This window comes from Duganella hordei, assembly GCF_040369125.1.
GTDB classification, from domain to species: Bacteria; Pseudomonadota; Gammaproteobacteria; order Burkholderiales; family Burkholderiaceae_D; genus Rugamonas; species Rugamonas hordei.
In genome coordinates this window covers 35,307-60,309 of the sequence record NZ_BPWI01000008.1, presented here as the reverse complement: position 1 = coordinate 60,309, position 25,003 = coordinate 35,307, and the positions used below count along the sequence as shown (strand labels likewise).

Here is a 25,003-nt window from a genome sequence, read left to right as displayed (position 1 = left end):
AGATGCGTTGATCCAGCCATCCGTCACAAGGGAAAAAGAATAATGTTGAACGAACAATTGCGCACCGTCGTGCAGCAGATGCCGAAGGCCGAACTGCACATCCACATCGAAGGCTCGCTGGAGCCGGAACTGATCTTCGCGCTGGCCCGGCGCAACAACGTCCAGCTGGCGTACGGCTCGGTGGAGGAATTGCGCGCGGCCTATGCCTTCACCGACCTGCAATCCTTCCTCGACATCTACTATGCCGGCGCCAGCGTGCTGCTGCAGGAGCAGGATTTCTACGACATGACGGCGGCCTACCTGAAGCGCGCCGAGCAGGACAACGTGCGCCACACGGAAATCTTCTTCGACCCGCAGACGCATACGGCGCGCGGCGTGCCGATCAAGACCGTGATCGACGGCATCCACCGCGCCTGCCAGGACAGCCCGGTCAGCGCCACGCTGATCCTCAGCTTCCTGCGCCACCTGTCGGAGGAAGACGCCTTCGCCACCTTGGAGGAGGCGCTGCCTTACCGCGACAAGTACATCGGCATCGGGCTCGATTCGTCCGAGGTCGGCAATCCGCCGGAGAAGTTCGCGCGCGTGTTCGCAAAGTGCCGCGAGCTGGGCTTCCACCTGGTCGCGCACGCGGGCGAGGAAGGCCCGCCGGCCTACATCGAGACCGCGCTCGACACGCTCAAGGTCGAGCGCATCGACCACGGCGTGCGCTGCCTGGAAGACGCGGCGCTGACGCAGCGCCTGGCGCGCGAGCAGATCGCGCTGACGGTGTGCCCGCTGTCCAACGTCAAGCTGTGCGTGTTCGAGCGCATGGAGCAGCACAACCTGCTGCAGCTGCTGGACGCCGGCATCGTGGCGACGGTGAACTCGGACGATCCGGCCTACTTCGGCGGCTACATGAACGCCAACTTCGTCGCCACCTTCGAGGCGCTGCCATTGGGCCTGTCGCATGCGCAGCGGCTGGCGCGCAACAGCTTCGCCGCCGCCTTCCTGCCGGCGCAGCAGAAGCAGAAGTTCCTCGATGAAGTCGACGCCTATTTCGCCGCCCTCGCACTGTAATCCCCCATGTTCAAACTCGCCCTGAAGATGACCGCGCGCGACTGGCGCGCCGGTCAATTGCGCTTCCTGCTGATCGCGCTGACGGTGGCCGTTGCCGCGCTGTCGGCCACCGGCTTCTTCATCGACCGCCTGCGCAGCGGTCTCGATCGCGACGCCCACCAGTTGCTGGGCGCCGACGTCGTCGTCAGCGCCGACCTGCCGGTCAACCCGGCGTGGCGCGCGGAAGCGGCCCGGCGCGGCCTGCGGATGACCGACACACTCAGCTTCCCCAGCATGGCGCAGGCGGGCGAGGGCGAGCAATCGACGTCGCTGCTGGCGTCGCTGAAGGCGGTCGGCCCCGGCTACCCGCTGCGCGGCCAGCTGAAGATCACCACCGACGCCGAACAGGCCGAGCAAAGCCAGGGCGCACCGGCCGCCGGCGTGCCGGCGCCGGGCACCGTCTGGATCGACGCCGGCCTGCTGGGCAGCCTGAAGACGCAGGTCGGCGGCCGGATCAAGCTGGGCGACAAGAGCTTCCGCATCGCCCAGCTGATCGCCTCCGAGCCGGACCGCGGCGCCAACTTCCTCGCCTTCGCGCCGCGCGTGATGTTCGCGCTGGCCGACGTCGAGGCGACCAATCTGATCCAGCCCGGCTCGCGCGTGTCCTACCGCCTGCTGGTGGCGGCGCCGGCGTCGCTGAAGAACGGCGCGGCCGTGGCCAGCGCCTACGAGCAATGGCTGCAGGCGGAAATCAAGAACAACAACACCAAGGGCGTGCGCGTCGAGTCGCTGGAGAACGGCCGGCCCGAAATGCGCGCCACGCTGGACCGCGCCGACCGCTTCCTGTCGCTGGTCGGCCTGTTGTCGGCGATGCTGGCGGCGGTGGCCGTGGCGATGGCCGCGCGCCGCTTCATGCAGCGCCACCTGGATGCCTGCGCCATGCTGCGCTGCCTGGGCCTGACGCAGAACCAGGTCACGCTGATGTACCTGACCGAATTCCTGCTGGTCGGCCTGGTGGGCAGCCTGATGGGCGTGGCGGTCGGTTTCGGCGGCCACTACGTGCTGCTGGAAGTGCTGGGCAAGCTGGTGTCGGCAGACCTGCCGGCGCCGACCATCTACCCGGCGCTGCAGGGTGTGGCCACCGGCATGCTGCTGCTGGCCGCGTTCGCGCTGCCGCCGATACTCCAGCTGCGCAAGGTGCCGCACAACCGCGTGATCCGGCGCGAGCAGGAGCCGCCGCAGGTGGCGGCGCTGGCCACCTATGGCCTCGGCATGGCCGGCTTTGTCGTGCTGCTGCTGTGGCAGGCGGGCGACGCGCAGCTGGCGCTGTACACGGCGCTGGGCTTCCTCGGCGCGTTCGCCGTGTTCGGACTGGTGGCCTGGGGCGGGCTGGCCGCGCTCAAGCCGCTGCGCCGCGCGATCGACCACCAGAGCTGGCGCTTCGCCGTCACGTCATTGCAGCGCCGTCCCGGCGCGACGGTGGTGCAGGTGGTGTCGCTGGCCTTGGGCATGATGGCGCTGCTGGTGCTGACCGTGGTGCGCGGCGACCTGATGACGGCCTGGCGCAACGCCACGCCGCCGGATGCGCCGAACCGCTTCATCATCAATATCCAGCCGGAGCAGGCCGCCGACATCGGCAAGCGGCTGCAGGCGGCGGGCGTGGCGTATGCGCCGCAGTATCCGATGATACGCGGCCGCCTGACCGCCGTGAACGGCAAGCCCGTCACCGCCGAGACCTACACCGAGGACCGCGCCAAGGGCCTGGCCGATCGCGAATTCAACCTGTCGACGATGGCGCGCATGCAGGCCGAGAACAAGATCAGCGCCGGCCAGTGGTTCGCCGACAAGCCGGGCGCGCCGGAAGCCTCGGTGGAAGAGGGCATCGCCAAGACGCTGCACTGGAAGCTGGGCGACAAGCTGCGCTTCGACATCGCCGGCGCGCCGGTGGACGCCACCATCACCAGCCTGCGCAAGCTGGAATGGGGTTCGATGCGGGTCAATTTCTTCGTCATCATCAACCCTGCCGCGATGACGGAAGTGTCGCAGAGCTGGATCACCGCCTTCCATCTGCCGCAAGGGCAGGGCGCGGTGATGAACGCGTTGACGCGCGATTATCCCAACCTGACCATCGTCGACGTCGGCGGCCTGCTGCGCCAGGTGCAGGCGGTGCTGGACCAGGTGGTGACGGCGGTCGAGTTCCTGTTCGTGTTCACCTTGGCCTCCGGCGTGCTGGTGCTGTATGCGGCGCTGATGGGATCGCAGGACGAGCGCACCCGCGAATCGGGCCTGCTGCGGGCGCTGGGCGCCACGCGCAGGCAATTGTCGCAGGCGCAGCTGATCGAGTTCTCGCTGGTGGGCGCCTTGTCCGGCGTGCTGGCGGCGACCGGCGCGGCGGCCATGGGCTGGGCGCTGGCCACGTACCAGTTCAAGTTCGCCTGGAGCTTCAACCCGTCGGTGTGGGTGGTCGGCTTGCTGGCCGGCGCGCTGTGCGCCATCGCGGGCGGCTGGCTGGGCCTGCGCAACGTGCTGCGCCAGCCGCCGCTGCAAACGCTGCGCGAGGCTTAAGACTTAAGCCGCCACGCTTTCCTGCGCCATCTGCTCCTTGAGGAACTGGGCGTAGGAATAGGGCCGCTTGTCGAAGTAGTGCGACGGCAGGTCGAACAGCGCCCAGTAGTAGGTCTCGCGGCCCTGGCAGATCTGCGGCGCCGCGCAGTAGCGGTGCCAGTTGTCGGCCACGCGGCTTGAATACATGCCGTCGCCGTAGGGATCGGAGAAGAACGGCAGCACGCGGCGCTCCAGCAGCGCGTCCAGCAGCGACGGCGGGGCGTCGCTGTCGCGGGCGATCTCGTATTGCGCGTACATGCCCTGTTCGGTCTCTATCATCATCAGGCTGGCCTTGCCGTGCTTGTCGAGGAACAGGATGCCGGTCGGCGCCGGGAAGATGTAGTGCTCGACGAAACCCTTGCTGTCGCTGAGCTGGCGCACCAGCTGGGCCAGCGCCGGGTCGCCGAGGAAGTGGTAGTTATGCAGCAGCACCAGCTCGCGCAGCGTCTCGGACTGCGCGTCGAAATACGCCCGCTGCAGCGCGGCGATCTCCAGCTCCAGGATGTCGAGCGCGTGGTCGTCGCTCTTCTTGATGTAGCGGTCGATCAGGCCGCGGTTGAAGGCGCCCACGGCGATCTTCTCGTCGGCGGCGCCGGTGAACAGGATCTTCTTGCACGGCAGGTGCGCCACCGCCTCGCAGAATTCCAGCCCGTTCATCTGCGGCATCGAATAATCCACCACCAGCACCGACGGCGTCGCGAAGCGCTGGCGCTGCTCGCCGATGCGGTAGATGCACTCCAGGTCCAGCGCCACGTTGCACTGGTCGGCCGGCAGGTTCTGCATGTCGAAATTGACGTGCAGCGGTACGCTCCCCGATTGGGTTCCCTGTCGCAGCCATTGCAGCGCGGCCGTGGTGTCATGGAAGGTCTTGCTAGCCAGCATGGGATCGAGCTGGAACGACAGACTTTTCAGGAACGAGTCGCTGTCGTCGACCAGCACGGTCAGCGTGGGATGGGAGTAGACGGGCAGATGCATGTTTCACCTCGGGAGGGACGGCTGGGGAAATTCCAGGACAAAAATCGCATAGGCGCTCTCGCGCGATACGCAACGGATGGTGGCGTTCCAGGCGCTCATGATTTCTTCGCACAGCGCCAGGCCGATGCCGGCGCCGTTATGCGGCGGAAAGGAGTAGAAGCGGCGGAAGATCAGCGGCATCCGCTGGGCCGGAATGCCGCAGCCGGTGTCGATGAATAGCAGGCGCGGCGGCACATGGGCGCCGTCGACCACGATGCGCACGCGGCCCTTGCCGGCGCGCTGCACGGCTTTCAGCGCGTTGCGCAGCAGGTTCAGCAGGATCACCACCGACAGCTCGGTCTGGCCGGAGAAGGTGAAATTGCGGCGCACCTCGAGCGCGACGATTTTTTGCTGGCCCGCGTTGACGAAGGGGTAGCGCTTGAGCATGCCCTCCACCACGCCGTCCATCATCACCGTCTCGACCGGCCGCAGGTTTTGCCGCACCGCCGTCGCGCTGAGCAGGAACAGGTCGATCATGTGGTTCATGTGGCGCACTTCGAACTGGATGCGGGCCAGCGCGTCGACGGTGCCGAGGCGGTCTTCCAGGTTGCGGCCGCCGGCGTCGGAAAACAGGCGCAGCAGGCCGCGCACATTGGCGTCGACGCTGGTCAGCGGCGTGCGCAGCTCGTGGGCCACGGTGGCCAGGCCGGCGCCCAGGCCGGCCAGCTTTTCCTGCGCCAGCACGTGGCGGCTGATCTTGGCGGCCGACAGCGCGGCGATGGTGAACCAGTGGATCGGCACCTGCTGCAGCACGGATTGGCTGAGCAGCGTGGCGCCTTCGCCCAGCCCGACGACGGCGGCGACCGCCAGCGTGGTGCCGGCCACGTAGGCCTTCAGCGCCAGGCCGGTGTCGAAATGGAACAGCACCACCAGGCCGATCAGCAGCGATTCGCTCCACACGCCCGACGCATGGTTCATCAGGAACATGAAGGTGAAGAAGAACGGGAAAATATAGCTCAGCGTGACCACCAGATAGATCTGCAGCATCCTGCGGCTGAACTGGCGCGCGAACAGGCCCAGCGCGCTCAGCAGGATCCCCAGCAGCCTCAGCGGCAGCGACTCGTATTCCTGCGGAAAGAAATGCTGCCAGATCACGTAGTACAGCGGCATGCCCACCGTGCCTATGCAGGCCAGCAACAGGACGCGCACCATGGCATGGTCCTCGCGGCCATGGTAGAGCAGCAAGGCCTGGATCTTTCCGTGCTGCCAGCGTTTCCAGCGTTCTTGCAGAGGGGGCTTCATTGTGAGATTGACTTTTATCAAGTTCCCATGATCGCCTTAATTTGCAACTTCAACCGGCAATTCAAATCAAGAGTTGATCCGCATCAATCTCTTCATGTTTTTTTGGCCTCATGGTTGGCATTGGATTCATAAAAAAACAACCTTTTCCAAAACCCATACAGGAGCAAAAAAATGCCTCACGCGATTGCTATAGATCATGCCCAGCCCCGCGCTTTTGCTTTACCGGCTGAACAGCAAATGCCCGAATTCGTGACCCGCCGCATGGACGAACATTACATTACCCGTATTGAGCAATTGCTGGGCGGCGAGCATCCGCATGCATGGCAACCGACGCCGGCCGGCGCGGTTTTCCTCGCCGGAAACGATTACCTGTGCCTGGCTGGGGAGCCGGCGCTGGTGGGCGCGCAGATCGCGGCGTTGCGCCGGGGACCGGGCGAGCTGCTGATGTCGGCCGTGTTCCTGCAGGAGGGCAGCGCCCAGCACCGGCTGGAACAGAAATTCGCGCGCTTCATGGGGGCGCAGGACGGCATCCTGGCCCAGTCCGGCTGGGCAGCCAACGTCGGCCTGGTGCAGACGCTGGCGGCGCCGGGCATCCCGGTCTACCTGGACATGCAGGCGCACGCCTCGCTGTGGGAAGGCGTGCAATCGGCCGGTGCCACGCCGGTGACCTTCCTGCACAACGACATGGAACATCTGCGAAAGCAGCTGGCGCGCCATGGCAGCGGCCTGATCGTGGTCGACGCGCTGTACAGCACCAACGGCAGCCTGGCGCCGCTGGTGGAGCTGGTGGAGATCGCCGAACGCTCCGGCTGCCTGCTGATCGTCGACGAATCGCACTCGCTGGGCACGCACGGCCCGCGCGGCGCCGGGCTGGTGGCGGAACTGGGGCTGAGCGAGCGGGTGCATTTCCGCACGGCATCGCTGGCCAAGGCGTTTGCCGGGCGCGCCGGCTTCATCACCTGCTCGACCAAGTTCAAGGGCTATTTCCTGTCGGAGTCGCGGCCCGCCATCTTCAGCTCGTGCATGCTGGCGCACGAGCTGGCCTGGTTCGACGCCGCCGTCGACTTCGTGGCGGCGGCCGACGACCGCCGCGCCGCGCTGCACGCGCATTCGCGCGAGGTGCGCGAGGAATTGAGCGCGCTGGGCTACAACGTCGGCGACGGCAGCGAGCAGATCATCGCGCTGGAGCCCGGCCCGGAGCCCAAGACGCTGGCGCTGCGCAAGCTGCTGGAGCGGCGCGGCGTGTATGGCGCCATGTTTTGCGCGCCGGCCACGCCGAAGAACCGTTCGCTGGTGCGGCTGACGCTCAATTCCGGGCTGGACCGGTCGCAGCTGTCGCGCATCGTCCAGGCCTGCGACGACATCCTCGACGAGATCGACCTGGAGAACTGGTCGTCCACGCGCCGCCTGCGCCGGCTGGCGCTGGTGTAAGAGCGCCTGAAGGCGCGGATCGCCGCCCGGTACGCTATCATGGAGGCTATGACTGAATCCCGAACTCTCTATGAAGTGATCGGCGGCGAATCGCGCGTGCGCGAGATGGTCGACCGGTTTTACGATTTGATGGAACTCGAGGCGGAGTTCGCGCTGCTGCGCTCCGTGCATCCGCCCACGCTGGACAACGCGCGCGAACGGCTGTTCATGTTCCTCAGCGGCTGGATGGGCGGGCCGGACCTGTACATCGCGGAACACGGCCATCCGCGCCTGCGCATGCGGCACATGCCGTTCGCCATCGGCACCCAGGAACGCGACCAGTGGCTGCGCGCGATGGCATGGGCGATGGAAGATGTCGGCATCGACGAAGCGCTGCGGTTGCGGTTGATGGAGTCCTTCTATCAAACCGCCGACTGGATGCGCAACAAGCCGGATTGACGCCATGAGCCAGACCGAATTTTTTGTGCTGCTGGCGATCGGGCTGGCCGTGCTGGCGCTGCAGGTGCTGGCGCTGCTGCGCGGGCGCGCCGGCGGCGATGCTGCGGCCAGCGCCGGCCTGGCCGAGCGCATCGAGCGGGTCGAGCGCGAAGTGAGGATGCAGCTGCAGACCACGGCGCAGGCCACGCACGCGGCCAGCGTGCAGCAGTTCGAGGCGATGCGCCGCCAGCTGGAGGCGCAGGGACTGGTGGGACGCGACGAGCAGGCGCGCAGCCTGAAGCAGTTCGCCGACAGCATGAACCTGGCCCTGATCCGGCTGACCGAATCGAACGCCGCGCGCATGCAGGAGGTGCGCGCCACGCTGGAGGCGAAGATCAAGGACCTGCAGGCCGACAATGGCGCGCGGCTGGAAGAGATGCGCAAGACGGTCGACGAGAAGCTGCATGCGACGCTGGAGGCGCGCTTGAGCGCATCGTTCCAGCAGGTGTCGGAGCGGCTCGAGCGCGTGCACCAGGGGCTGGGCGAGATGCAGCAGCTGGCGCTGGGCGTCGGCGACTTGAAGCGGGTGCTGACCAACGTGAAGACGCGCGGCACCTGGGGCGAGGTGCAGCTGGAGATGCTGCTGGAGCAGGTGCTGACGCCGGAGCAGTATGCCAAGAACGTCGAGACCATCGCCGGCAGCGGCGCGCGCGTGGAGTTCGCGCTCAAGCTGCCGGGCCAGGTCGAAGGCGGCGCGCCGGTGTGGATGCCGATCGACGCCAAGTTCCCGAAGGAGCAGTACGAACGCCTGCTGGATGCGGCCGAGCGCGCGGACGCGGACGGCGTGGCGCTGGCCGGACGGGAGCTGGAACGTGCGGTGCGTGTCGAGGCCAAGACGATTTCGGAGAAATACGTCTCGCCGCCGCACACCACCGATTTCGCCATCCTGTTCCTGCCGACCGAGGGCCTGTATGCGGAAGTGATGCGGCGTCCCGGCCTGGCCGACGAGCTGCAGCGCGTGAACCGCATCAGCATCGCCGGGCCGTCGACCTTGTCGGCGTTGCTCAACAGCTTGCAGATGGGCTTCCGCACCTTGGCGCTGGAAAAGCGTTCGTCGGAAGTGTGGCAGGTGCTGGGGGCGGTGAAGACGGAGTTCGGCAAGTTCGGCGACGTGCTGGCCGCCACCAAGCTGTCGCTGGAGCGCGCGGCCAAGAACATCGAGACGGCCGAAACCCGCAGCCGCCAGATGGCGCGCAAGCTGAAGACGGTGGAAGCATTGCCGAGCGAAGCGGCCCAGCTGCTGCTTGGTCCTGAACTAGACAAGAACGATCTGGATGTAGACTAAAAACGAGACTAAAAACGGAGCTTGCCATGCCTGCTCGTCCCCCTGATTTTTCCACGGTCGGCATGCCGGCCGTCCAGCGCAGCAAGATCGTCAGCGCGGCCGACGCGGTCGGCCTGATACGCGATGGCGACACCATCGCCACCGGCGGCTTTGTCGGCGTGGGATTCGCCGAGAACATCGCCGTGGCGCTGGAACAGCGCTTCCTGGCCGACGCCCATCCGCGCGACCTGACGCTGGTCTACGCGGCCGGCCAGGGCGATGGCAAGGACCGCGGCCTGAACCACTTTGGCCACGAAGGCCTGCTGAAGCGCATCATCGGCGGCCACTGGAGCCTCGCGCCCAAGCTGCAGCAGCTGGCCATCAGTGGCAAGGCCGAGGCCTACAACCTGCCGCAAGGCGTCATCAGCCAGCTGTTCCGCGACACCGCCGCCGGCAAACCCGGCCTGCTGACCCATGTCGGCCTCGGCACCTTTGTCGATCCGCGCCACGGCGGCGGCAAGATCAACGACCGCACCACCGAGGAACTGGTCGAGCTGATGACCATGGGCGGCAAGGAGTACCTGTTCTACAAGGCGCAGCCCATCCACGTCGGCATCATTCGCGGCACCACGGCCGACGCCAACGGCAACGTCACCATGGAGCGCGAGGCCCTGACGCTGGAAGCGCTGGCGATCGCGATGGCGGCGCACAACTCGGGCGGCATCGTCATCGTTCAGGTGGAGCGGATCGCCGAACGGGGCACGCTCAATCCGCGCCAGGTGAAGATCCCCGGCGTACTGGTCGACTGCGTGGTGGTGGCGGAAAAGCCCGAATATCACATGCAGACCTTCGCCGAGCCTTACAGCGCGGCCTTTGCCGGCGAGGTGCGCGTGCCCTTGTCGGCGGTGGCGCCGATGCCGCTGTCCGAGCGCAAGATCATCGCCCGCCGCGCGTTGATGGAGCTGCGTCCGAACAACGTCGTCAACCTGGGCATCGGCATGCCAGAGGGCGTGGCCGCCGTGGCGGCCGAGGAAAAGCTGCTGGACCTGGTGACGCTGACGGCGGAGCCAGGCGTGATCGGCGGCATGCCGGCCGGAGGCCTGAACTTCGGCGCGGCGACCAATGCGGACGCCATCATCGACCAGCCGTACCAGTTCGATTTCTACGACGGCGGCGGCCTCGATGTCGCGGTGCTGGGCCTGGCGCAGGCGGACCGCCACGGCAACCTGAACGTCAGCAAATTCGGCAGCCGCCTGGCTGGCGCGGGGGGCTTCATCAACATCAGCCAGAACGCGCGCAAGGCGGTGTTTGTCGGCACCTTCACCGCCGACAAGGGCGCCACGCGCAAGTTCATCAACGAGGTCGAGCACCGCACCTACAGCGGCGAGTACGCGGCGCGGCGCGGGCAGGAAGCCTTGTTCGTCACCGAGCGCTGCGTGTTCCGGCTGGTGCTCGACGGCGGCATGTCGGGCCTGGAGCTGGTCGAGATCGCGCCGGGCATGGACCTCGAGCGCGACATCCTGGCGCATATGGATTTCAAACCGGCGGTCAGCGCGCAACTGAAGCTGATGGACGCGCGCATCTTCTCGCCGCTGGCGATGAACTGGCGCGGCGATTTCCTGGCGCAGCCGCTGGAACGGCGGCTGGTGTACGACGCCCAGCAGCAGCTGTTCTTCGTGAACTTCGAAGGCTTCGAGGTGACCGATGCGGCCACCATTACCACCATCTGCGACATGGTGGCGGAGCGGCTGGCGCCGCTGGGCCGCAAGGTGCCGGCGGTGATCAACTACGACAACTTCTCCATCGCGCCGGACTTGATGGACGATTATGTCAAGGCTGTCAACGGCCTGGCGGAGCGCTACTACAGCAAGGTCACGCGCTACGCGCACAGCACCTTCATGCGCGCCAGTCTGGGCCGGGCGTTCCGGCGTATCGAGAAGGATGCGGCGTTGTTCGTCAACTCGGCCGAGGCGCTGCTGCGTCTCAGAGAAGATAGCTAGCGTTTCTGCAACCGTTCCAGCCGCAGGCGGTGGCGTTCGTCGGTGACGCTGCGCGCCGCCAGGTACACCGCCAGCGCGACCGACAGGCCGCTGCCGCCGGCCAGCAGGAACATCAGCAGGATCTGGTAGCGCACCGCGTCCATCGGGTCCATGCCGGCGAGGATCTGGCCGGTCATGATGCCGGGCAGCGTGATGATGCCGGCCGCCGACATCTGGTTGATGATGGGGATCAGGCCCTTGCGCACCGAAGCCCGTATCAGCGGCGCCAGCGCCTCGTTGCGCGAGGCGCCCAGCACCAGTTGCGCCTCGATCGCGCCGCGCGCGTCAACCACGCCGCTGTAGAAGGTATCGAGTCCGAGGCTGGCGGAATTGAGCACGTTGCCCAGCACGATGCCGATCAGCGGGATCGCGTATTGCGGCTCGTACCACGGCGTCGGATGCAGCACCGTGAACAGGGCCAGCATCACCGTGGCGATGCTGGACAGGCCGACGCTGGCGGTGCTCAGCCACACGCCGGGCCAGCCGCGCAGGCCGTGCGCGGGCCGCACCGCCACCTCGCGCGCGGCGGCGACGATCATCAGCAGCGCGACGGCCAGCGTGGCGGTCGGAGAGGCCAGCGCGAACACCCAGCGCAGCACCACGCCGACCAGCAACAGCTGCACCACCATGCGCAAGGCCGACCACAGCATCTGGCGTTGCATGCGCAGGCCGAGATAGGCCGAGATGGCGGCGTTCAGCAGGATCAGCGAGGAAGCGACGGCCAGGTCGACCGCGCTGGGCTGGATCGGCGTCATGCCGGTCATGGCGCGGCTTCCGTCAGGCGGCGGTCGCGCATGATCATGGAGCGGTGGCCGAGGGTTTGCGCCTGCGCTTCGGAGTGCGTGACCAGGATGATCGACAGGCCGGCCGCCAGTTCCTTTTGCAGCAGCCGTTCCGTGGCGGCGACCGATTGCGGGTCCAGCGCGGCGGTGGGTTCGTCGAGCAGCAGCACCTGCGGCCGGCAAGCCAGCGAGCGTATCAGCGCCATGCGCTGACGCTCGCCGGTGGACAGGCGGCCGATCTCATTGTCCAGCAGGTCCGGCGACAGGTTCAGTTGCGGCAGCAGTTCGCGCACGTGGTCCATCTGTCCCGGCTTGAAATGACCGGCGGCGGTCGGCAGCCACCACGCCGCCTCGGCCGGCTGGTAGACCACGCTGGCGCGCCACGCGGTAGCGGGCATGGCGGCGCGGGCGACGCCGTTCAGTTGCGCCTCGCCGGTATTCGGATCGAGGTCGCACAGCATGCGCAGCAGCAGGCTCTTGCCGGCGCCTGATGGGCCGGAGATGGTCAGGCACTGGCCCGCTGCCAGGTCGAAGGAGAAGGGGCCGGCCAGCGTCGATTGCAGTTCGCGGATGTGCAGGCGTGGAGTGGCCGGTGGGTTCATCGAGCCAGGCCGGTTATATCAACCCGTCGAACAACAGCACCTCGACCATCTCGCCGGCGGCGACGTTGCCCTGCGCGTCGTGCAGCACGACGATGCAGTTCGCTTCCGTCATCGAGCTGAGGATGCCCGAACCTTGGGCGCCGGTCAGGCGCACTTGCGGTTCGCCATCGGCGCCGGTGTCCAGGATGCCGCGCTGGTATTCGGTGCGGCCGGGGCGCTTGCGTATCGCTTGCGCGGCCTTGGCGCGCATGGCCGGGATGCCTTGATTTTGCGTGCCCATCATGCGCAGCAGGGCGGGGCGGGCGAACATGTAGAACGAGACCATGACGGCGACCGGATTGCCGGGCAGGCCGAACAGCCAGGCGCTATGGCCGTCCGCTTGCACCTGGCCGAAGGCGAGCGGCCGGCCGGGACGCATCGCCAGCTTCCAGAAGGCGACGTCGCCGAGGCGGGCCATGATGTCGCGCGTGTAGTCGGCCGCGCCTTCGGAGACGCCGCCGGAGGTGATGATGGCGTCGGCATCGGCGGCGGCGGTGCGCAGCGCTGCTTCCAGCGCGGCGGGATCGTCGCGCACCACGCCCATGTCGATCACTTCGCAGCCGAGCCGCGTCAGCATGCCGAACAGCGTGTAGCGGTTGCTGTCGTAGACGCAGCCGTCGTCGAGGCAGTCTCCCAGCGAGCGCAGTTCATCGCCGGTGGAGAAGAAGGCCACGCGCAGCTTGCGCAGCACGCTCACCTCGGCAATGCCGAGCGAGGCGACCAGGCCCAGGTCGGCGGGACGCATGATCTTGCCCCTGGCCAGCGCGATGCCGCCGGCCTGCAAATCTTCGCCGGCACGGCGCAGGTTGGCGCCCGCGCGGATCGCGCCGTGCCCGATGGTGACGGTGTGCTCGCCGATGTGCGCGGCTAGTTCCTGCGGCAGCACGCTGTCGCAGCCGGGCGGGATGGCGGCGCCGGTCATGATGCGCACGCACTCGCCGGCTTGCGGCGCCTGCGTGCACGGCCGGCCGGCGTAGGCGATGCCGATGACCTTGAGCGTGACTTCGGGCGCGCCGGCGTCGGCGGGCAGGTCGGCGCCGCGCAGGGCGTAGCCGTCCATCGCCGAGTTGTCGTAGGCCGGCACGTTGATCGGGGAGATGATGTCTTCGGCAAGCACGCGGTCGAGGGACGCACGCAGGGCCAGTTTTTCGTTGCCGTCGACCGGCGCGACCCGCTCGCAGATGATGCGGCGGGCTTCGGCCACAGGCAGCGTGTCGGCGTCCCCCGCAGGCGCAGGCACGGCGGTCGGTGCCGGCTGTTCACGCTCGTGCTGCTGCAGTTCGGTCAGCGTATTGATGTTGCGGAAGGCGTCGGCGTCGTCGAACAGCACTTCGGCCACGCGCAGCGATTTGTACCAGCTCTCCATGCGGCGCGCGCCGGTGTCCAGGTAGGCGTCCAGCTGCGGCAGCAGGCTGGCCTTCATCAGGCTGAAGACGGGATGCAGCTGGCGGTAAGGTTCCGCGGCGCCGTCTTCCTTTTCCATCGTCACGGCGACGGCCAGGTCGGCGTTTTCTGCCTGCATCGCCGCGTAGAGCCGCTCGGCCAGGTCGGCCGGCAGGAAAGGCGAATCGCAGGGCGCCGTCAGCAGCAGCTCGGTCGGACAGTACTGCAGGCCCACCTGCAGGCCGGCCAGCGGGCCTTCAAAGCCGTCGATGAAATCCGGCAGCACCGGCGCGTCGCCGGCCGCCGCCTGGTACTGCGGCAGGTTGCGGTTGGCGTTGATGGCGACGATGGAGACCTGCGGCGCCAGCCGTTGCAGCACGTGCGCCACCAGCGTGGCGCCGCGAAACGGCTGCAGGCCCTTGTCGACGCGCCCCATGCGCGTGCCGCGCCCGCCCGCCAGTATCAGTCCGGTGACCTTGCTCTTCAAAGACAAACTATCCCCCGATGTAAGACATTTCCACTTTGTTGGCGCGTTGCAGGCCGTCCGTCTGGCTGGTGCGTAGTTCCGAATAGCGGTCGCCGCGCGCGCGCCACAGCTGGGCGACGACGCTGGCGATTTCCTCGTCGCTGCGGCCGTCGCGCAGCAGTGCGCGCAGATCGTGGCCGCTGGTGGCGAACAGGCAGGTGTACAGCTTGCCCTCGGTCGACAGGCGCGCGCGGCTGCAGTCGCTGCAAAACGCCTGGGATACGCTGGAAATCAGGCCGATTTCTCCGCTGCCATCCGTGTAGCGCCAGCGCGCGGCGGTTTCGCCGGTGTAGTTGGCCGCCACCGGCTCCAGCGGCATTTCGGCCTGGATGCGGCGCACCACCTCGGCCGACGGGATCACCTCGTCCATCTTCCAGCCGTTGGAGGCGCCGACGTCCATGTATTCGATGAAGCGCAGGATGTAGGGCGTGTTCCTGAAATGGCGCGCCATCGGCAGGATTTCCTGATCGTTCATGCCGCCCTTGACCACCATGTTGATCTTGATCGGACCCAGGCCCACCTGATGCGCCACGTCTATGCCGTTGAGCACATCGTCGACCGCGAAGTCGACGTCGTTCATGCGCTGGAAGGTGGCGTTGTCGAGCGCGTCGAGCGAGACGGTGATGCGCTGCAGGCCGGCGTCCTTCAGCGACTGCGCCTTGCGCGCCAGCAGCGAGGCGTTGGTGGTCAAGGTCAGGTCCAGCGGCTTGCCGTGGACGGTCTTCAGCTCGGCCAGCATGGCCACCAGCTTTTCGATGTTCTTGCGCAGCAGCGGCTCGCCGCCGGTCAGGCGGATTTTTTCGACGCCGTGGGCGATGAAGGTTTTCGCCAGCCGGGTGATTTCCTCGAACGACAGCAGCGAGGTATGCGGCAGGTATTGATAGTCGTTGTCGAACACCGCCTTGGGCATGCAGTACACGCAGCGGAAGTTGCAGCGGTCGGTGACCGAGATGCGCAGGTCGTGCAGCGGACGGGCCAGTTGATCGCTCAACAGGCCGGTCGGCGCTTCCAGGATCGCGGGGATGGCCGGCGCAGCATGCGGCTGCCTGACTATCGGAATGATTTTTTCTGCCATGAGTGATGCAATCTTGCTTTTTTTAAAATCGACGCGGCGGATGGTTATGCGCCCAGACAGCTACGATACCACGAGCGGCATACGAACATTGGCACAGCGAAAAAGCAGAAGGAAAAAAAAGGGAAGCATCAAGCTTCCCTTTTTTGTTTTACCGGACCGGATTATCGGCGGGTATCGACTTGCACCAGCGGCTCGTCATTTTGCGGCGGCAGCGGCTTGCGCTCGCGTGGCACGCGGGCTGGGGCGACTGCCTTGGCGGCGGCTTCCTGCGCGGCGCGCAGCTTGGCTGGATCGGTGGCTGCCAGCGTCAGGCCGGCGGAGCCGAGCACTGCCTGCAGGTCGATCGGTGCCGATGGCGCCACCGGTGCCGGTGCAGGCGCTGGAGCGACAGCTACCGGAGCCACTGCTGGCTGGGCAACTACCGGCGCAGGTGCCGGAGCAGCGACCACCGGCGCGGCTTCCACCACGACCGGAGCGGCTACCTCGGCAACCACTGCCGGCGCTTCGACGACTGGCGCTACAACTGGTGCTGGTGCCGGTGCCGGTGCGGCAGGTGCCTCGACTTCGGCGGCAACCGGTTCGACCACTGGCACGGCTTCGACGACCGGCGATGCCGGTGCAGCTTCAACGGCTGGCTTTTCAGCGAACGCGTATTCAGCGACTGGTGCAGGTTCCGGCTCCGCCACGGCGGCAACGACAGGCTCGGCGGCTGGTGCTGCCGGCGCTTCCGCGATTACCGGTGCGGCAGGCGCAGCGGCTGCCACTGGCGCCTCCACTGCCGGCGCTGCGACTGCTTCGACTGGTGCGGCAACGTCGCTGGCAACGTCTGCCTCGGCGGCTGGTGCGGTGAAGCTCATGGCGATCTGCTCGCCTGGCTCACCGGCTTCACCGGCCGCTGCGGACTCCTGGCCTTCAACGCCTTCAGCACCTTCGCGGTCACGGCGATTGCGGTTGCGGCCGCCACGACGACGACGACGACGCGGTTCTTCGCCATCGGCCGCTTCGTTCTCTTCACCTTCCGGGCCGGTCACCGGCGCGGTTTTCAGGATGCTGGTGGCAGCGTCGGTCACCGGACCGGTCGACGGCACGCCGGCATTCAATGCCAGCTCTTCAACCTTGGCTTCGACTGGAGCCTTGTCGGCACGCGGTTCGCGCGGTGGGCGCGGCGTACGTTCCGGGCGTTCCGGACGTTCTGCGCGTTCGCGTGGCGCCTGGCCTTCCGCAGCCTGGTTTTCACGCGGTTCGCGCGGCTCGCGTGGCGGACGCGGTGGGCGTGCCGGACGGCCGTTGGCGTCGACTGCCTTCGCTTCGTCGGCTGCCGGACGGGCCGGGGCCGCGCCTGGTTCGCGCTCTTCGCGCTCGCCGCGGCCGGCACCCTTGCCGTTACGGTTGCGGCCACGTGGGCCACGTGCGTTGCGGTCGCCGCGGTCGCCCGACGGCGCCTTGACCACGATGGTCGGCTGCTGCGGCAGCGCAGGGGTTTCCGGCTTGCCGGTGAAGAAACTGATCAGCTTGGCAAAGAAACCTTGCTCGGCCGGTGCCGGCACCGGGGCCGGGGCTGGCTTGATGACGGTCTCGCTCGGCTTGCGCTCGACCAGCGGCGCAGGCTGGTCCGGGGTGATGGTCTTGACCATGGCTTCCTGGCGCGGCTTGGCTTCTTCCTTCTGGCGCTTGCTGTAGGCCATGTCGGTTTCGGCTTGCTCGGCCAGCGAGTAGCTCGCCTGGCTGTCTTCCAGGCGCGGATCGTCGTGCTTGATGCGTTCCAGCTTGTAGTGCGGCGTGTCCAGATGCTTGTTCGGGATCAGGATCACGGAAATGCGGTGACGGTTTTCGATCTTCAGCACTTCGCCGCGTTTTTCGTTCAGCAGGAAGGCTGCCACGTCCACGGGAACCTGCACGTGGATGGTGGCCGAGTTTTCCTTCATCGCCTCTTCCTGGATGATGCGCAGCACCTGCAGGGCGGACGATTCGGTGTCGCGGATGTGGCCGGTGCCGGAGCAGCGCGGGCAGGTCACGTGCGAACCCTCGGACAGCGACGGACGCAGGCGCTGGCGCGACAGTTCCATCAGGCCGAAGCGGGAAATCTTGCCCATCTGGACGCGGGCGCGGTCGTGGTGCAGCGCGTCTTTCAGGCGCTGTTCGACTTCGCGCTGGTTCTTGGCCACTTCCATGTCGATGAAGTCGATCACGATCAGGCCGCCCAGGTCGCGCAGGCGCAGCTGGCGGGCTACTTCTTCGGCCGCTTCGCAGTTGGTGTTGAAGGCGGTGGTCTCGATGTCCGAACCGCGGGTGGCGCGGGCCGAGTTGACGTCGACCGACACCAGCGCTTCGGTGTGGTCGATGACGATGGCGCCGCCCGATGGCAGCGGCACGGTGCGCGAGTACGCGGTTTCGATCTGGTGCTCGATCTGGAAGCGGGAGAACAGCGGCACGTCGTCGCTGTAGCGCTTCACGCGGTGCACCATGTCCGGCATCACGTGGCTCATGAACTGGTGAGCCTGTTCGTAGATGTCGTCGGTGTCGATCAGGATTTCGCCGATGTCCGGCTGGAAGTAGTCGCGGATCGCGCGGATCACCAGCGACGATTCCTGGTAGATCAGGAACGCGCCGGATGCCGACTTGCCGGCGCCTTCGATCGCGCGCCACAGTTGCATCAGGTAGTTCAAGTCCCACTGCAGCTCGTCGACGTTGCGGCCGATGCCGGCGGTGCGGGCGATGACCGACATGCCTGGCGGCAAGTCCAGCTTGTCCATGGTTTCGCGCAATTCCTGGCGCTCTTCACCTTCGACCCGGCGGGAAACACCACCACCGCGCGGGTTGTTCGGCATCAGCACCAGGTAGCGGCCGGCCAGCGAGACGAAGGAGGTCAGGGCGGCGCCCTTGTTGCCGCGCTCTTCCTTTTCGACCTGGACCATGATTTCCTGGCCTTCGCGCAGCGCTTCCTTGACCGAGGCGTTACGGACATCGACGCCTTCGCGGAAGTAAGTGCGTGCTACTTCCTTGAATGGCAGGAAACCGTGGCGATCTTCGCCGTAGCTGACGAAGCAAGCTTCCAGCGACGGTTCGATGCGGGTGATCACGCCTTTGTAGATGTTGGACTTGCGCTGTTCGCGTCCGGCGGTTTCGATGTCGATATCGATCAGTTTCTGACCGTCGACGATCGCTACGCGCAGTTCTTCTTGCTGCGTAGCATTAAACAACATGCGTTTCATTTTTATTGACTCCGCGACCCGTAGGTCATCTCTGTGCCGCCCGGCTGGTTGGGCCGGGACAGCGTGGTACAGGGATATACGCGAGAATCAGGTGATTGCGGTGGGTATGCCCATCCTGTGCGGCGCAGAAACGCGGACGTATCATCCGCGTTGCGGCCGCAACTGGGCGCATGAGGTCGATCGACATGCCGCTGTGCTCGCATCACCTGCAACTCATCCATGCGGCCCGTGGGGGCGGCAGAGAAATGCGGGCGGTGAACAGCGTCGTTGAGAGCCAAATCCTGGCCAAGCCTACGTACTACAAGTATCGCAACTTCGCGAAGTAACAATGCATCAGGCTTGTTTCAGCCTTCCATCGAGCTTGCAGCAAAGCATGGGGTCTGGCGAAAACGGCAAGCGTTATCAACTTCATCTACCGGCCAGCTTGGCTCTTGACCAAGCTGGCCGGACTTTATCCTTACAATCCAATCAATCCGATTCAGCATCCTTGCAGGCATCCGATTACAACAACGGTGCAACCTTGATTCCGGCAGGGGTGGTGCGTATACATTTTTTCCTCTGAATTTGCAATTTGGCGAGGCCAGTGGAGACGCCCCTGTGTAAAATGTGCTTTTATTCTTACACCTTGCCGCAGATTGAACCGCAGCGAAACAATTATATATTCAAAATGAAGGACTTAGAGAGATTTCTGGGAAGACAGAGCAAATGAAGCAACAAAATGATGTTAACCCACCTTCAACACCGCAGGATCGCCTGCCGATTCCGCTGCAAGCACAATTCGTCACAATTACTGAAGAAGAAGCCGGTCAGCGCATCGATAACTATCTGTTGCGCGTTTGCAAAGGCGTGCCGAAAAGCCACGTCTACCGCATCCTGCGCTCGGGAGAGGTGCGTGTTAACAAAGGGCGCATCGATCAATTGTACCGATTGGTACAAGGTGATATCGTCCGTATTCCGCCGGTCCGCATCGCGGAAAAGGCCGACACCACCCATGTGCCGGCCGCCGAATTCAAGGTCATTTTCGAGGATGCCCACCTGCTGGTGATCGACAAGCCGGCCGGCGTGGCCGTGCACGGCGGTTCCGGCGTGTCGTTCGGCGTGATCGAGCAGTTGCGCGCCTCGCGTCCGGACGCCAAGTTCCTGGAACTGGTGCACCGGCTGGACCGCGACACCTCCGGTTTGCTGTTGCTGGCGAAGAAACGTTCGGCGCTGACCAGCCTGCACGAGCAGATGCGCGACGGCCATACCGACAAGCGCTACCTGACGATGGTGGCGGGCGACTGGAAAAACGCGCGCCAACACATCAAGTTGCCGCTGCACAAGTACACCACCGCCGACGGCGAACGCCGCGTCGCGGTGCAGGCCGAGGGCATGCCCTCGCACACGGTGTTCACGCTGTTGAAGAAATTCAAGGATTTCGCGCTGCTGGAAGCCGAGCTGAAGACCGGACGCACCCACCAGATCCGCGTGCACCTGTCATCTTCCGGCTTCGCCATCGTAGGTGACGATAAATACGGCGATTTTGCCCTGAACCGCGCCTTGCTGAAGGCCGACGCCACGCGCGGCGCGCTCAAGCGGATGTTCCTGCATGCGCACCAGATCACGTTCACCCATCCGTATTCCGGAAAAATCATGACGTTGAACGCGCCATTGGCCGCCGAATGCGAGCGATTCTTGGTAAGCTTGGGAAAACCTCTTAACTAATCGCAAATATTATGAAGGAGCCGGCCTGCGTCGCGGCCGGAACACATGGCAAGAAAGCAATTTGATCTAATCGTCTTCGATTGGGATGGTACGTTGATGGATTCCACCTCAACGATCGTCAAATGCATACAGGCGGCGGCGCGCGACCTGTCCCTGCCGATACCGCGCGACGATGTTGCGGCCCACGTGATCGGCCTCGGCCTGCATGAGGCCATGCAGGCGGTGCTGCCGGAAGTCGATCCGTCCTACTATCCGCGGATGGTGGAGCGGTATCGCTATCACTTCCTGTCGCGCGACCATGAATTGACGCTGTTCCCCGGCGTGATGGACATGCTGACGGAGCTGTCGCAGAACGGCTATTTCCTGGCCGTGGCGACCGGCAAGAGCCGCGTAGGCCTCAACCGCGCCATGAACGACGTCAAGGTGCTGTCGATGTTTGACGCCACCCGTTGTGCGGACGAAACCTTCTCCAAGCCGCACCCGGCCATGCTGCAGGAGCTGACGCGGGAGTTGGGTCAGGATATGCGCCGTACGGTGATGATCGGCGACACTTCGCATGATTTGCTGATGGCTAACAACGCCGGCGCGGCTGCCGTGGCGGTGCAGTACGGCGCCCACCCGGTCGACCAGCTGGCCGCCTGCAATCCGCTGTATTCGGCCGCCACGGTGGCGGAGTTGCATCGTTGGCTGAGCGAGTACGCGTGATGGCGGACGAGGAGATCCTGGTCTGCGCCTCCGACGCCGTGCAGGAAGGCGGCAGGGGAGTGCGCTTTGCGTTGACCGCCGGCGGCGAGGATGCCACCGGTTTCGTGGTGCGCTACGGTGGCAAGGCTTACGCCTATCTGAACCGCTGCGCCCACGTGCCGATTGAACTGGACTGGGCCGAAGGCGAGTTCTTCGAGTCCAGCAAGCTGTACATCATGTGCTCGACGCACGGCGCGATCTATGTGCCGGAAAGCGGCTTGTGCGCCGGCGGCCCCTGCCGGGGCGGGCGCCTGCGCCCGATCGGCGTGGTCGAGCGCGAGCAGCAGATCTACTGGCAGCCGGACGACTATGTGCGCCCCGTGCGCGCCTGAACATACTAAAAGACGACTATGAGCGATAACATCAGCGAAAACGGCGACAACGGCATTGGCGGCGAAAAAAGCGCCCCCTCCGCAACCCCGCTCCCGGCCAAGCCGCAGGTGACGGCCTCCAACTGGGAGCGCGAAGTGCTGGAAAAGCTGGTATTCGCCACGCTGAAGGAGCAGAAGGCGGCGCGCCGCTGGGGCATCTTCTTCAAGGCCGTCACCCTGCTGGTGATCGTGGTCGCCCTGAGCGCCTACCTGGACATCAGTTGGACCGGCTCGGACGGCGAAACGCTGGGCCGCCATACGGCGCTGATCGAAATCGAGGGCGCCATCGAGTCCGAGGGCAGCGGCGCGGCGTCGGTGGTGATCCCGGCGCTGAACAAGGCGTTTTCCGACAGCGGCTCGGTGGCCGTGGTGATGCATATTAATAGTCCCGGCGGCAGCCCCGTCCAGGCCGGCATGATCGTCGATGAAATGGTGCGCCTGCGCAAGGGCTATCCGGCCAAGCCGCTGTACGTGGTGGTCGACGAGATTTGCGCGTCCGGCTGCTACTACATCGCCGCCGGCGCCGACCGCATCTACGTCAACAAGGCCAGCATCATCGGCTCGATCGGCGTGCTGATGGACGGATTCGGCTTCACCGGCATCATGGAAAAAGTCGGCGTCGAGCGCCGCCTGCTGACGGCCGGCGAGAACAAGGGCTTCATGGACCCGTTCAGCCCGCTGACCGAAAAAAACAAGCAGTACGCGCAGACCATGCTCAACGAGATCCACCAGCAATTCATCCAGGTGGTGCGCAGCGGCCGCGGCAAGCGCCTGAAGGAAACGCCGGAAATGTTCTCCGGCCTGTTCTGGACCGGCGCCCGCAGCATCGACATGGGCCTGGCCGACGCCTTCGGCACCGTCGACAGCGTGGCGCGCGACGTCGTCAAGGCCGAGGACATCATCGACTATACCCAGCATGAAGGCTTGCCTGAGCGCGTGCTGAAGAAATTTGGCGCAGCAATGGGCGCCGGCGCGGTGAAGGCGGCGGTGGATAACGTCAGGCCCAGTCTGCGTTGAGTCGCGACTAACAAGACTGGCCTGCCGATTAACATTATCAATCCAGCCTTTTTTCGGCTTGCATATCCGATTTGGTGAACTATAGTGGTTTTGTAGTTCTTTCCAAGGGGGCCGATATAAACAGTTTATCTTGTTGTCAGCACGAACTTGATTCAGTTTGATGGAACTACTAGCCGCATCACGAATGCGGAGTAGAGAGAATTTCGATTCCTCGTAAAGAGTCCTGTAATGGGGCTGAGAACAGCGGCGCAATGCCGCTGTTTTCAATTGGCGCGTCGGTTTGCGGCTCGGGCTGGCCGAAACCGCCGGCATCGAGCCAGGCCAAAAAGTGCGCCTGCCGGGTCGCGTGCCAGATGGCCAGCGCGGTGGCCGGCATCTCGTCGGGTGCGGTGCCGCAGCGGCAGCGCACCAACAGCAGACCGGTTCTGTGCGTGGCGGCCTGTTCTTGCGCCGCCGGGCTCACGGTGAGGGAGGTAGTCATGGTATGTCCTGCTGAGTAATTCCTAGTTCATTAGGCCGATTCCTAATGTAGTTTCATACTATCAATACAATTTGCCGTGACACTTGATATGTATCAATGAAGCTTCATGCCCGGCACCGCTTTCCGGCTCACTTCCGCGCGGCTTCCCGCTGATAGTCGCATCCTGTAAAATCCGGACCATGAGTAAACTATCCCTAGACCGCATCTTGCAATCGCAAGGTTACGGCACCCGCAAGTATTGCCGCTCCCTCATCGAGGATGGCGAAGTCAGCATCGCCGGCGTCGTGCACGACAATTACAAGGAAGCCGTCGAGACCGACGGCCTGGTACTGACCATCTTCGACGAGGAGTGGGTTTACCGCGAACACCTGTACATCGCGCTGAACAAACCCGCCAATTTCGAATGCTCGCGCAAGCCCAGCCACCATCCGGGCGTGCTGACCCTGCTGCCCGAGCAATTCAGCTGGCGCGAAGTGCAGCCGGTCGGCCGGCTCGACCACGACACCACCGGCATGCTGCTGATGTCCGACGACGGTCCGTTCATCCACGCGCAATCGTCGCCGAAGCGCCACGTGCCGAAGATCTACCAGGCTACGACGCAGGAAGCGGTGACCGACGAGCTGGTCGCGCAACTGCTGGCCGGCGTGCAGCTGCACGATGAGCCGGCGCCGCTGGCCGCGCAAACCTGCGTCAAGCGCGGCGAGCACCAGCTGGAAATCGTGCTGGAGCAGGGCAAATACCACCAGGTCAAGCGCATGCTGGCGGCCGCCGGCAACCATTGCAGCGCCTTGCACCGCTCCGCCATCGGCACGCTGACCCTGGAATCGCTGGGCATCGCCGAGGGCGAGTGGTGCTACTTGACGCCCGAGCAACTCTCGATGTTGGCCCCCGCATGAAGCTGGCGACCCTGAAGGACGGCACCCGCGACGGCCAGCTGATGGTGGTCTCGCGCGACCTGAAGACTGCGCAGCTGGCCGACGGCGTGGCGCGCACGCTGCAGCGCGCGCTCGATGACTGGACCTTCATCGCGCCGCAGCTGGAAGCGATCTACCTGGACCTGAACCACGGCCGCGGCCGCCGCAGCTTCGACTTCGAGCCGGCCAACTGCATGGCGCCGCTGCCGCGCGCGTTCCAGTGGGCCGACGGTTCGGCCTACGTCAACCATGTCGAGCTGGTGCGCAAGGCGCGCGGCGCCGAGATGCCGGCCTCGTTCTGGGACGATCCGCTGATGTACCAGGGCGGCAGCGACGATTTCCTCGGCCCGACCGACGACATCGCGCTGCTGCGCGAGGAGTGGGGCATCGATTTCGAGGCCGAAGTGGCGGTCGTCACCGACGACGTGCCCATGGGCGCGACGCCCGACCAGGCGCACCAGCGCATCCGCCTGCTGATGCTGGCCAACGACGTGTCGCTGCGCAATCTGATTCCGGACGAGCTGGCCAAGGGCTTCGGCTTCGTGCAGTCCAAGCCGGCCACCAGCTTCTCGCCGGTCGCCGTCACGCCGGACGAGCTGGGCGACGCCTGGAAGGGCGGCAAGGTGCACCTGCCGCTGTTGTCGACCTGGAACGACAAGCTGGTCGGCAAGCCGCACGCGGGCGTCGACATGACGTTCAATTTCCCGCAATTGATCGCCCACCTGGCCAAGTCGCGCAACGTCCGGGCCGGCACCATCGTCGGTTCGGGCACCGTGTCCAACAAGGACGCCAAGCGCGGCTATTCCTGCATCGCCGAGCAGCGCTGCCTGGAAATGATCGCCGGCGGCGAGCCGGTGACGCCGTTCATGGCCTTCGGCGACACCATCCGCATCGAAATGCTGAACGATGGCAAATCCGTGTTTGGCGCCATCGAGCAGACCGTCAAGCTTGCCGTAAGGAATTAACGAGTAGCCACGGAAATACCGGCGTATTCCACCGATGGTCTCTTGCTGCCGCGCCCGATAATGTCATGGTCGACATCAACCC

At 65.4% G+C, this 25,003-nt stretch carries 20 protein-coding genes; 12 read left to right on the top strand and 8 right to left on the bottom strand.

Going from position 1 to position 25,003, the window contains the following annotated elements; translation table 11 throughout:
• Nucleotides 1-42: 42 nt before the first annotated feature.
• Complete coding sequence (locus tag ABWW33_RS18960) at nucleotides 43-1,056, top strand: adenosine deaminase (RefSeq protein ID WP_353403240.1); 1,014 nt, start codon at nucleotides 43-45, stop codon at nucleotides 1,054-1,056.
• A 6-nt stretch (nucleotides 1,057-1,062) separates the two neighbouring features.
• Nucleotides 1,063-3,600, top strand: coding sequence for an ABC transporter permease (locus ABWW33_RS18955; protein WP_353403239.1), 2,538 nt, complete (start codon nucleotides 1,063-1,065; stop codon nucleotides 3,598-3,600).
• 3 nt (nucleotides 3,601-3,603) lie between these two features.
• On the opposite strand, the gene ABWW33_RS18950 is transcribed toward ABWW33_RS18955, so the two are convergent.
• Together ABWW33_RS18950 and ABWW33_RS18945 are read right to left on the bottom strand one after the other, a co-directional pair.
• Nucleotides 3,604-4,614 (bottom strand): hypothetical protein, encoded by a 1,011-nt coding sequence (locus tag ABWW33_RS18950; protein ID WP_353403238.1) that lies wholly within the window; start codon nucleotides 4,612-4,614, stop codon nucleotides 3,604-3,606.
• A 3-nt stretch (nucleotides 4,615-4,617) separates the two neighbouring features.
• On the bottom strand, nucleotides 4,618-5,895 hold the full coding sequence (locus tag ABWW33_RS18945) for a sensor histidine kinase (protein WP_353403237.1): 1,278 nt from the start codon (nucleotides 5,893-5,895) through the stop codon (nucleotides 4,618-4,620).
• A gap of 237 nt (nucleotides 5,896-6,132) precedes the next feature.
• Between ABWW33_RS18945 and cqsA the strand changes: the two genes are divergently transcribed.
• From cqsA to ABWW33_RS18925, 4 genes are read left to right on the top strand one after another with little or no spacing between them, the layout of a single operon-like run.
• Nucleotides 6,133-7,326, top strand: coding sequence for an alpha-hydroxyketone-type quorum-sensing autoinducer synthase (gene cqsA, locus ABWW33_RS18940; RefSeq protein ID WP_413448645.1), 1,194 nt, complete (start codon nucleotides 6,133-6,135; stop codon nucleotides 7,324-7,326).
• Nucleotides 7,327-7,365: 39 nt separating this feature from the next.
• Entirely contained in the window at nucleotides 7,366-7,764 is a 399-nt protein-coding gene (locus ABWW33_RS18935; RefSeq protein WP_353403235.1) for a group II truncated hemoglobin, read from the top strand.
• 4 nt (nucleotides 7,765-7,768) lie between these two features.
• Nucleotides 7,769-9,088 (top strand): DNA recombination protein RmuC, encoded by a 1,320-nt coding sequence (locus ABWW33_RS18930; protein ID WP_176654155.1) that lies wholly within the window; start codon nucleotides 7,769-7,771, stop codon nucleotides 9,086-9,088.
• Between the two features lie 26 nt (nucleotides 9,089-9,114).
• A complete protein-coding gene (locus ABWW33_RS18925; protein WP_353403234.1) occupies nucleotides 9,115-11,067 on the top strand; it encodes an acyl CoA:acetate/3-ketoacid CoA transferase in 1,953 nt (650 codons plus the stop codon).
• Here ABWW33_RS18925 and ABWW33_RS18920 read toward each other — a convergent pair.
• The 5 genes from ABWW33_RS18920 to ABWW33_RS18900 form a co-directional block, all read right to left on the bottom strand.
• A complete protein-coding gene (locus tag ABWW33_RS18920) occupies nucleotides 11,064-11,861 on the bottom strand; it encodes an ABC transporter permease (RefSeq protein WP_353403414.1) in 798 nt (265 codons plus the stop codon). The two genes, ABWW33_RS18925 and ABWW33_RS18920, sit on opposite strands and share 4 nt — an antisense overlap.
• A 5-nt stretch (nucleotides 11,862-11,866) precedes the next feature.
• A complete protein-coding gene (locus tag ABWW33_RS18915; RefSeq protein ID WP_176654157.1) occupies nucleotides 11,867-12,490 on the bottom strand; it encodes an ABC transporter ATP-binding protein in 624 nt (207 codons plus the stop codon).
• Between the two features lie 13 nt (nucleotides 12,491-12,503).
• Nucleotides 12,504-14,405: a molybdopterin molybdotransferase MoeA gene (gene moeA / locus ABWW33_RS18910; RefSeq protein WP_353403233.1), complete on the bottom strand. Its 1,902-nt coding sequence runs from the start codon at nucleotides 14,403-14,405 to the stop codon at nucleotides 12,504-12,506.
• Nucleotide 14,406: 1 nt separating this feature from the next.
• The gene (gene moaA / locus ABWW33_RS18905) at nucleotides 14,407-15,513 is read right to left on the bottom strand and encodes a GTP 3',8-cyclase MoaA (protein ID WP_353403232.1); all 1,107 of its coding nucleotides are present in this window, start codon (nucleotides 15,511-15,513) and stop codon (nucleotides 14,407-14,409) included.
• Nucleotides 15,514-15,674: 161 nt separating this feature from the next.
• Nucleotides 15,675-18,725: an Rne/Rng family ribonuclease gene (locus ABWW33_RS18900; RefSeq protein WP_353403231.1), complete on the bottom strand. Its 3,051-nt coding sequence runs from the start codon at nucleotides 18,723-18,725 to the stop codon at nucleotides 15,675-15,677.
• Between the two features lie 705 nt (nucleotides 18,726-19,430).
• Here ABWW33_RS18900 and ABWW33_RS18895 point away from each other — a divergent pair.
• Genes ABWW33_RS18895 through ABWW33_RS18880 form a run of 4 tightly spaced genes read left to right on the top strand, consistent with a single transcriptional unit; the run spans nucleotide 19,431 to nucleotide 22,561 of the window.
• Nucleotides 19,431-20,429, top strand: a complete 999-nt coding sequence (locus ABWW33_RS18895) for an RluA family pseudouridine synthase (protein WP_353403230.1) — start codon at nucleotides 19,431-19,433, stop codon at nucleotides 20,427-20,429.
• 45 nt (nucleotides 20,430-20,474) lie between these two features.
• Complete coding sequence (locus ABWW33_RS18890) at nucleotides 20,475-21,134, top strand: HAD-IIIA family hydrolase (RefSeq protein ID WP_176654162.1); 660 nt, start codon at nucleotides 20,475-20,477, stop codon at nucleotides 21,132-21,134.
• Nucleotides 21,134-21,505, top strand: coding sequence for a Rieske (2Fe-2S) protein (locus ABWW33_RS18885; protein ID WP_176654481.1), 372 nt, complete (start codon nucleotides 21,134-21,136; stop codon nucleotides 21,503-21,505). Before ABWW33_RS18890 ends, ABWW33_RS18885 begins: the two co-directional genes overlap by 1 nt.
• Before the next feature lie 18 nt (nucleotides 21,506-21,523).
• The gene (locus ABWW33_RS18880; protein ID WP_218087934.1) at nucleotides 21,524-22,561 is read left to right on the top strand and encodes a S49 family peptidase; all 1,038 of its coding nucleotides are present in this window, start codon (nucleotides 21,524-21,526) and stop codon (nucleotides 22,559-22,561) included.
• Nucleotides 22,562-22,739: 178 nt separating this feature from the next.
• Here ABWW33_RS18880 and ABWW33_RS18875 read toward each other — a convergent pair whose 3' ends face one another.
• Nucleotides 22,740-23,042 carry a hypothetical protein gene (locus tag ABWW33_RS18875; protein WP_353403229.1) on the bottom strand — a complete coding sequence of 101 codons (303 nt, stop codon included), beginning with the start codon at nucleotides 23,040-23,042 and terminating at the stop codon, nucleotides 22,740-22,742.
• A 179-nt stretch (nucleotides 23,043-23,221) separates the two neighbouring features.
• Between ABWW33_RS18875 and ABWW33_RS18870 the strand changes: the two genes are divergently transcribed.
• Together ABWW33_RS18870 and ABWW33_RS18865 are read left to right on the top strand one after the other, a co-directional pair.
• Nucleotides 23,222-23,938, top strand: coding sequence for a pseudouridine synthase (locus tag ABWW33_RS18870; protein WP_176654164.1), 717 nt, complete (start codon nucleotides 23,222-23,224; stop codon nucleotides 23,936-23,938).
• Nucleotides 23,935-24,921 carry a fumarylacetoacetate hydrolase family protein gene (locus tag ABWW33_RS18865; RefSeq protein WP_353403228.1) on the top strand — a complete coding sequence of 329 codons (987 nt, stop codon included), beginning with the start codon at nucleotides 23,935-23,937 and terminating at the stop codon, nucleotides 24,919-24,921. Before ABWW33_RS18870 ends, ABWW33_RS18865 begins: the two co-directional genes overlap by 4 nt.
• The last annotated feature ends 82 nt before the right edge of the window (nucleotides 24,922-25,003 follow it).

Bases quoted from the DNA above. Each gene is read 5' to 3' on its own strand.
- ABWW33_RS18895 (WP_353403230.1), top strand. From the start codon at position 19,431: ATGAAGCAACAAAATGATGTTAACCCACCTTCAACACCGCAGGATCGC.
- ABWW33_RS18885 (WP_176654481.1), top strand. From the start codon at position 21,134: ATGGCGGACGAGGAGATCCTGGTCTGCGCCTCCGACGCCGTGCAGGAA.
- ABWW33_RS18920 (WP_353403414.1), bottom strand. From the start codon at position 11,861: ATGACGCCGATCCAGCCCAGCGCGGTCGACCTGGCCGTCGCTTCCTCG.
- moaA (WP_353403232.1), bottom strand. From the start codon at position 15,513: ATGGCAGAAAAAATCATTCCGATAGTCAGGCAGCCGCATGCTGCGCCG.
- ABWW33_RS18960 (WP_353403240.1), top strand. From the start codon at position 43: ATGTTGAACGAACAATTGCGCACCGTCGTGCAGCAGATGCCGAAGGCC.
- ABWW33_RS18935 (WP_353403235.1), top strand. From the start codon at position 7,366: ATGGAGGCTATGACTGAATCCCGAACTCTCTATGAAGTGATCGGCGGC.
- ABWW33_RS18955 (WP_353403239.1), top strand. From the start codon at position 1,063: ATGTTCAAACTCGCCCTGAAGATGACCGCGCGCGACTGGCGCGCCGGT.
- ABWW33_RS18930 (WP_176654155.1), top strand. From the start codon at position 7,769: ATGAGCCAGACCGAATTTTTTGTGCTGCTGGCGATCGGGCTGGCCGTG.
- ABWW33_RS18880 (WP_218087934.1), top strand. From the start codon at position 21,524: ATGAGCGATAACATCAGCGAAAACGGCGACAACGGCATTGGCGGCGAA.
- ABWW33_RS18890 (WP_176654162.1), top strand. From the start codon at position 20,475: ATGGCAAGAAAGCAATTTGATCTAATCGTCTTCGATTGGGATGGTACG.
- ABWW33_RS18875 (WP_353403229.1), bottom strand. From the start codon at position 23,042: ATGACTACCTCCCTCACCGTGAGCCCGGCGGCGCAAGAACAGGCCGCC.
- ABWW33_RS18870 (WP_176654164.1), top strand. From the start codon at position 23,222: ATGAGTAAACTATCCCTAGACCGCATCTTGCAATCGCAAGGTTACGGC.
- ABWW33_RS18950 (WP_353403238.1), bottom strand. From the start codon at position 4,614: ATGCATCTGCCCGTCTACTCCCATCCCACGCTGACCGTGCTGGTCGAC.
- ABWW33_RS18925 (WP_353403234.1), top strand. From the start codon at position 9,115: ATGCCTGCTCGTCCCCCTGATTTTTCCACGGTCGGCATGCCGGCCGTC.
- ABWW33_RS18915 (WP_176654157.1), bottom strand. From the start codon at position 12,490: ATGAACCCACCGGCCACTCCACGCCTGCACATCCGCGAACTGCAATCG.
- ABWW33_RS18865 (WP_353403228.1), top strand. From the start codon at position 23,935: ATGAAGCTGGCGACCCTGAAGGACGGCACCCGCGACGGCCAGCTGATG.
- cqsA (WP_413448645.1), top strand. From the start codon at position 6,133: ATGCCCGAATTCGTGACCCGCCGCATGGACGAACATTACATTACCCGT.
- ABWW33_RS18945 (WP_353403237.1), bottom strand. From the start codon at position 5,895: ATGAAGCCCCCTCTGCAAGAACGCTGGAAACGCTGGCAGCACGGAAAG.
- ABWW33_RS18900 (WP_353403231.1), bottom strand. From the start codon at position 18,725: ATGAAACGCATGTTGTTTAATGCTACGCAGCAAGAAGAACTGCGCGTA.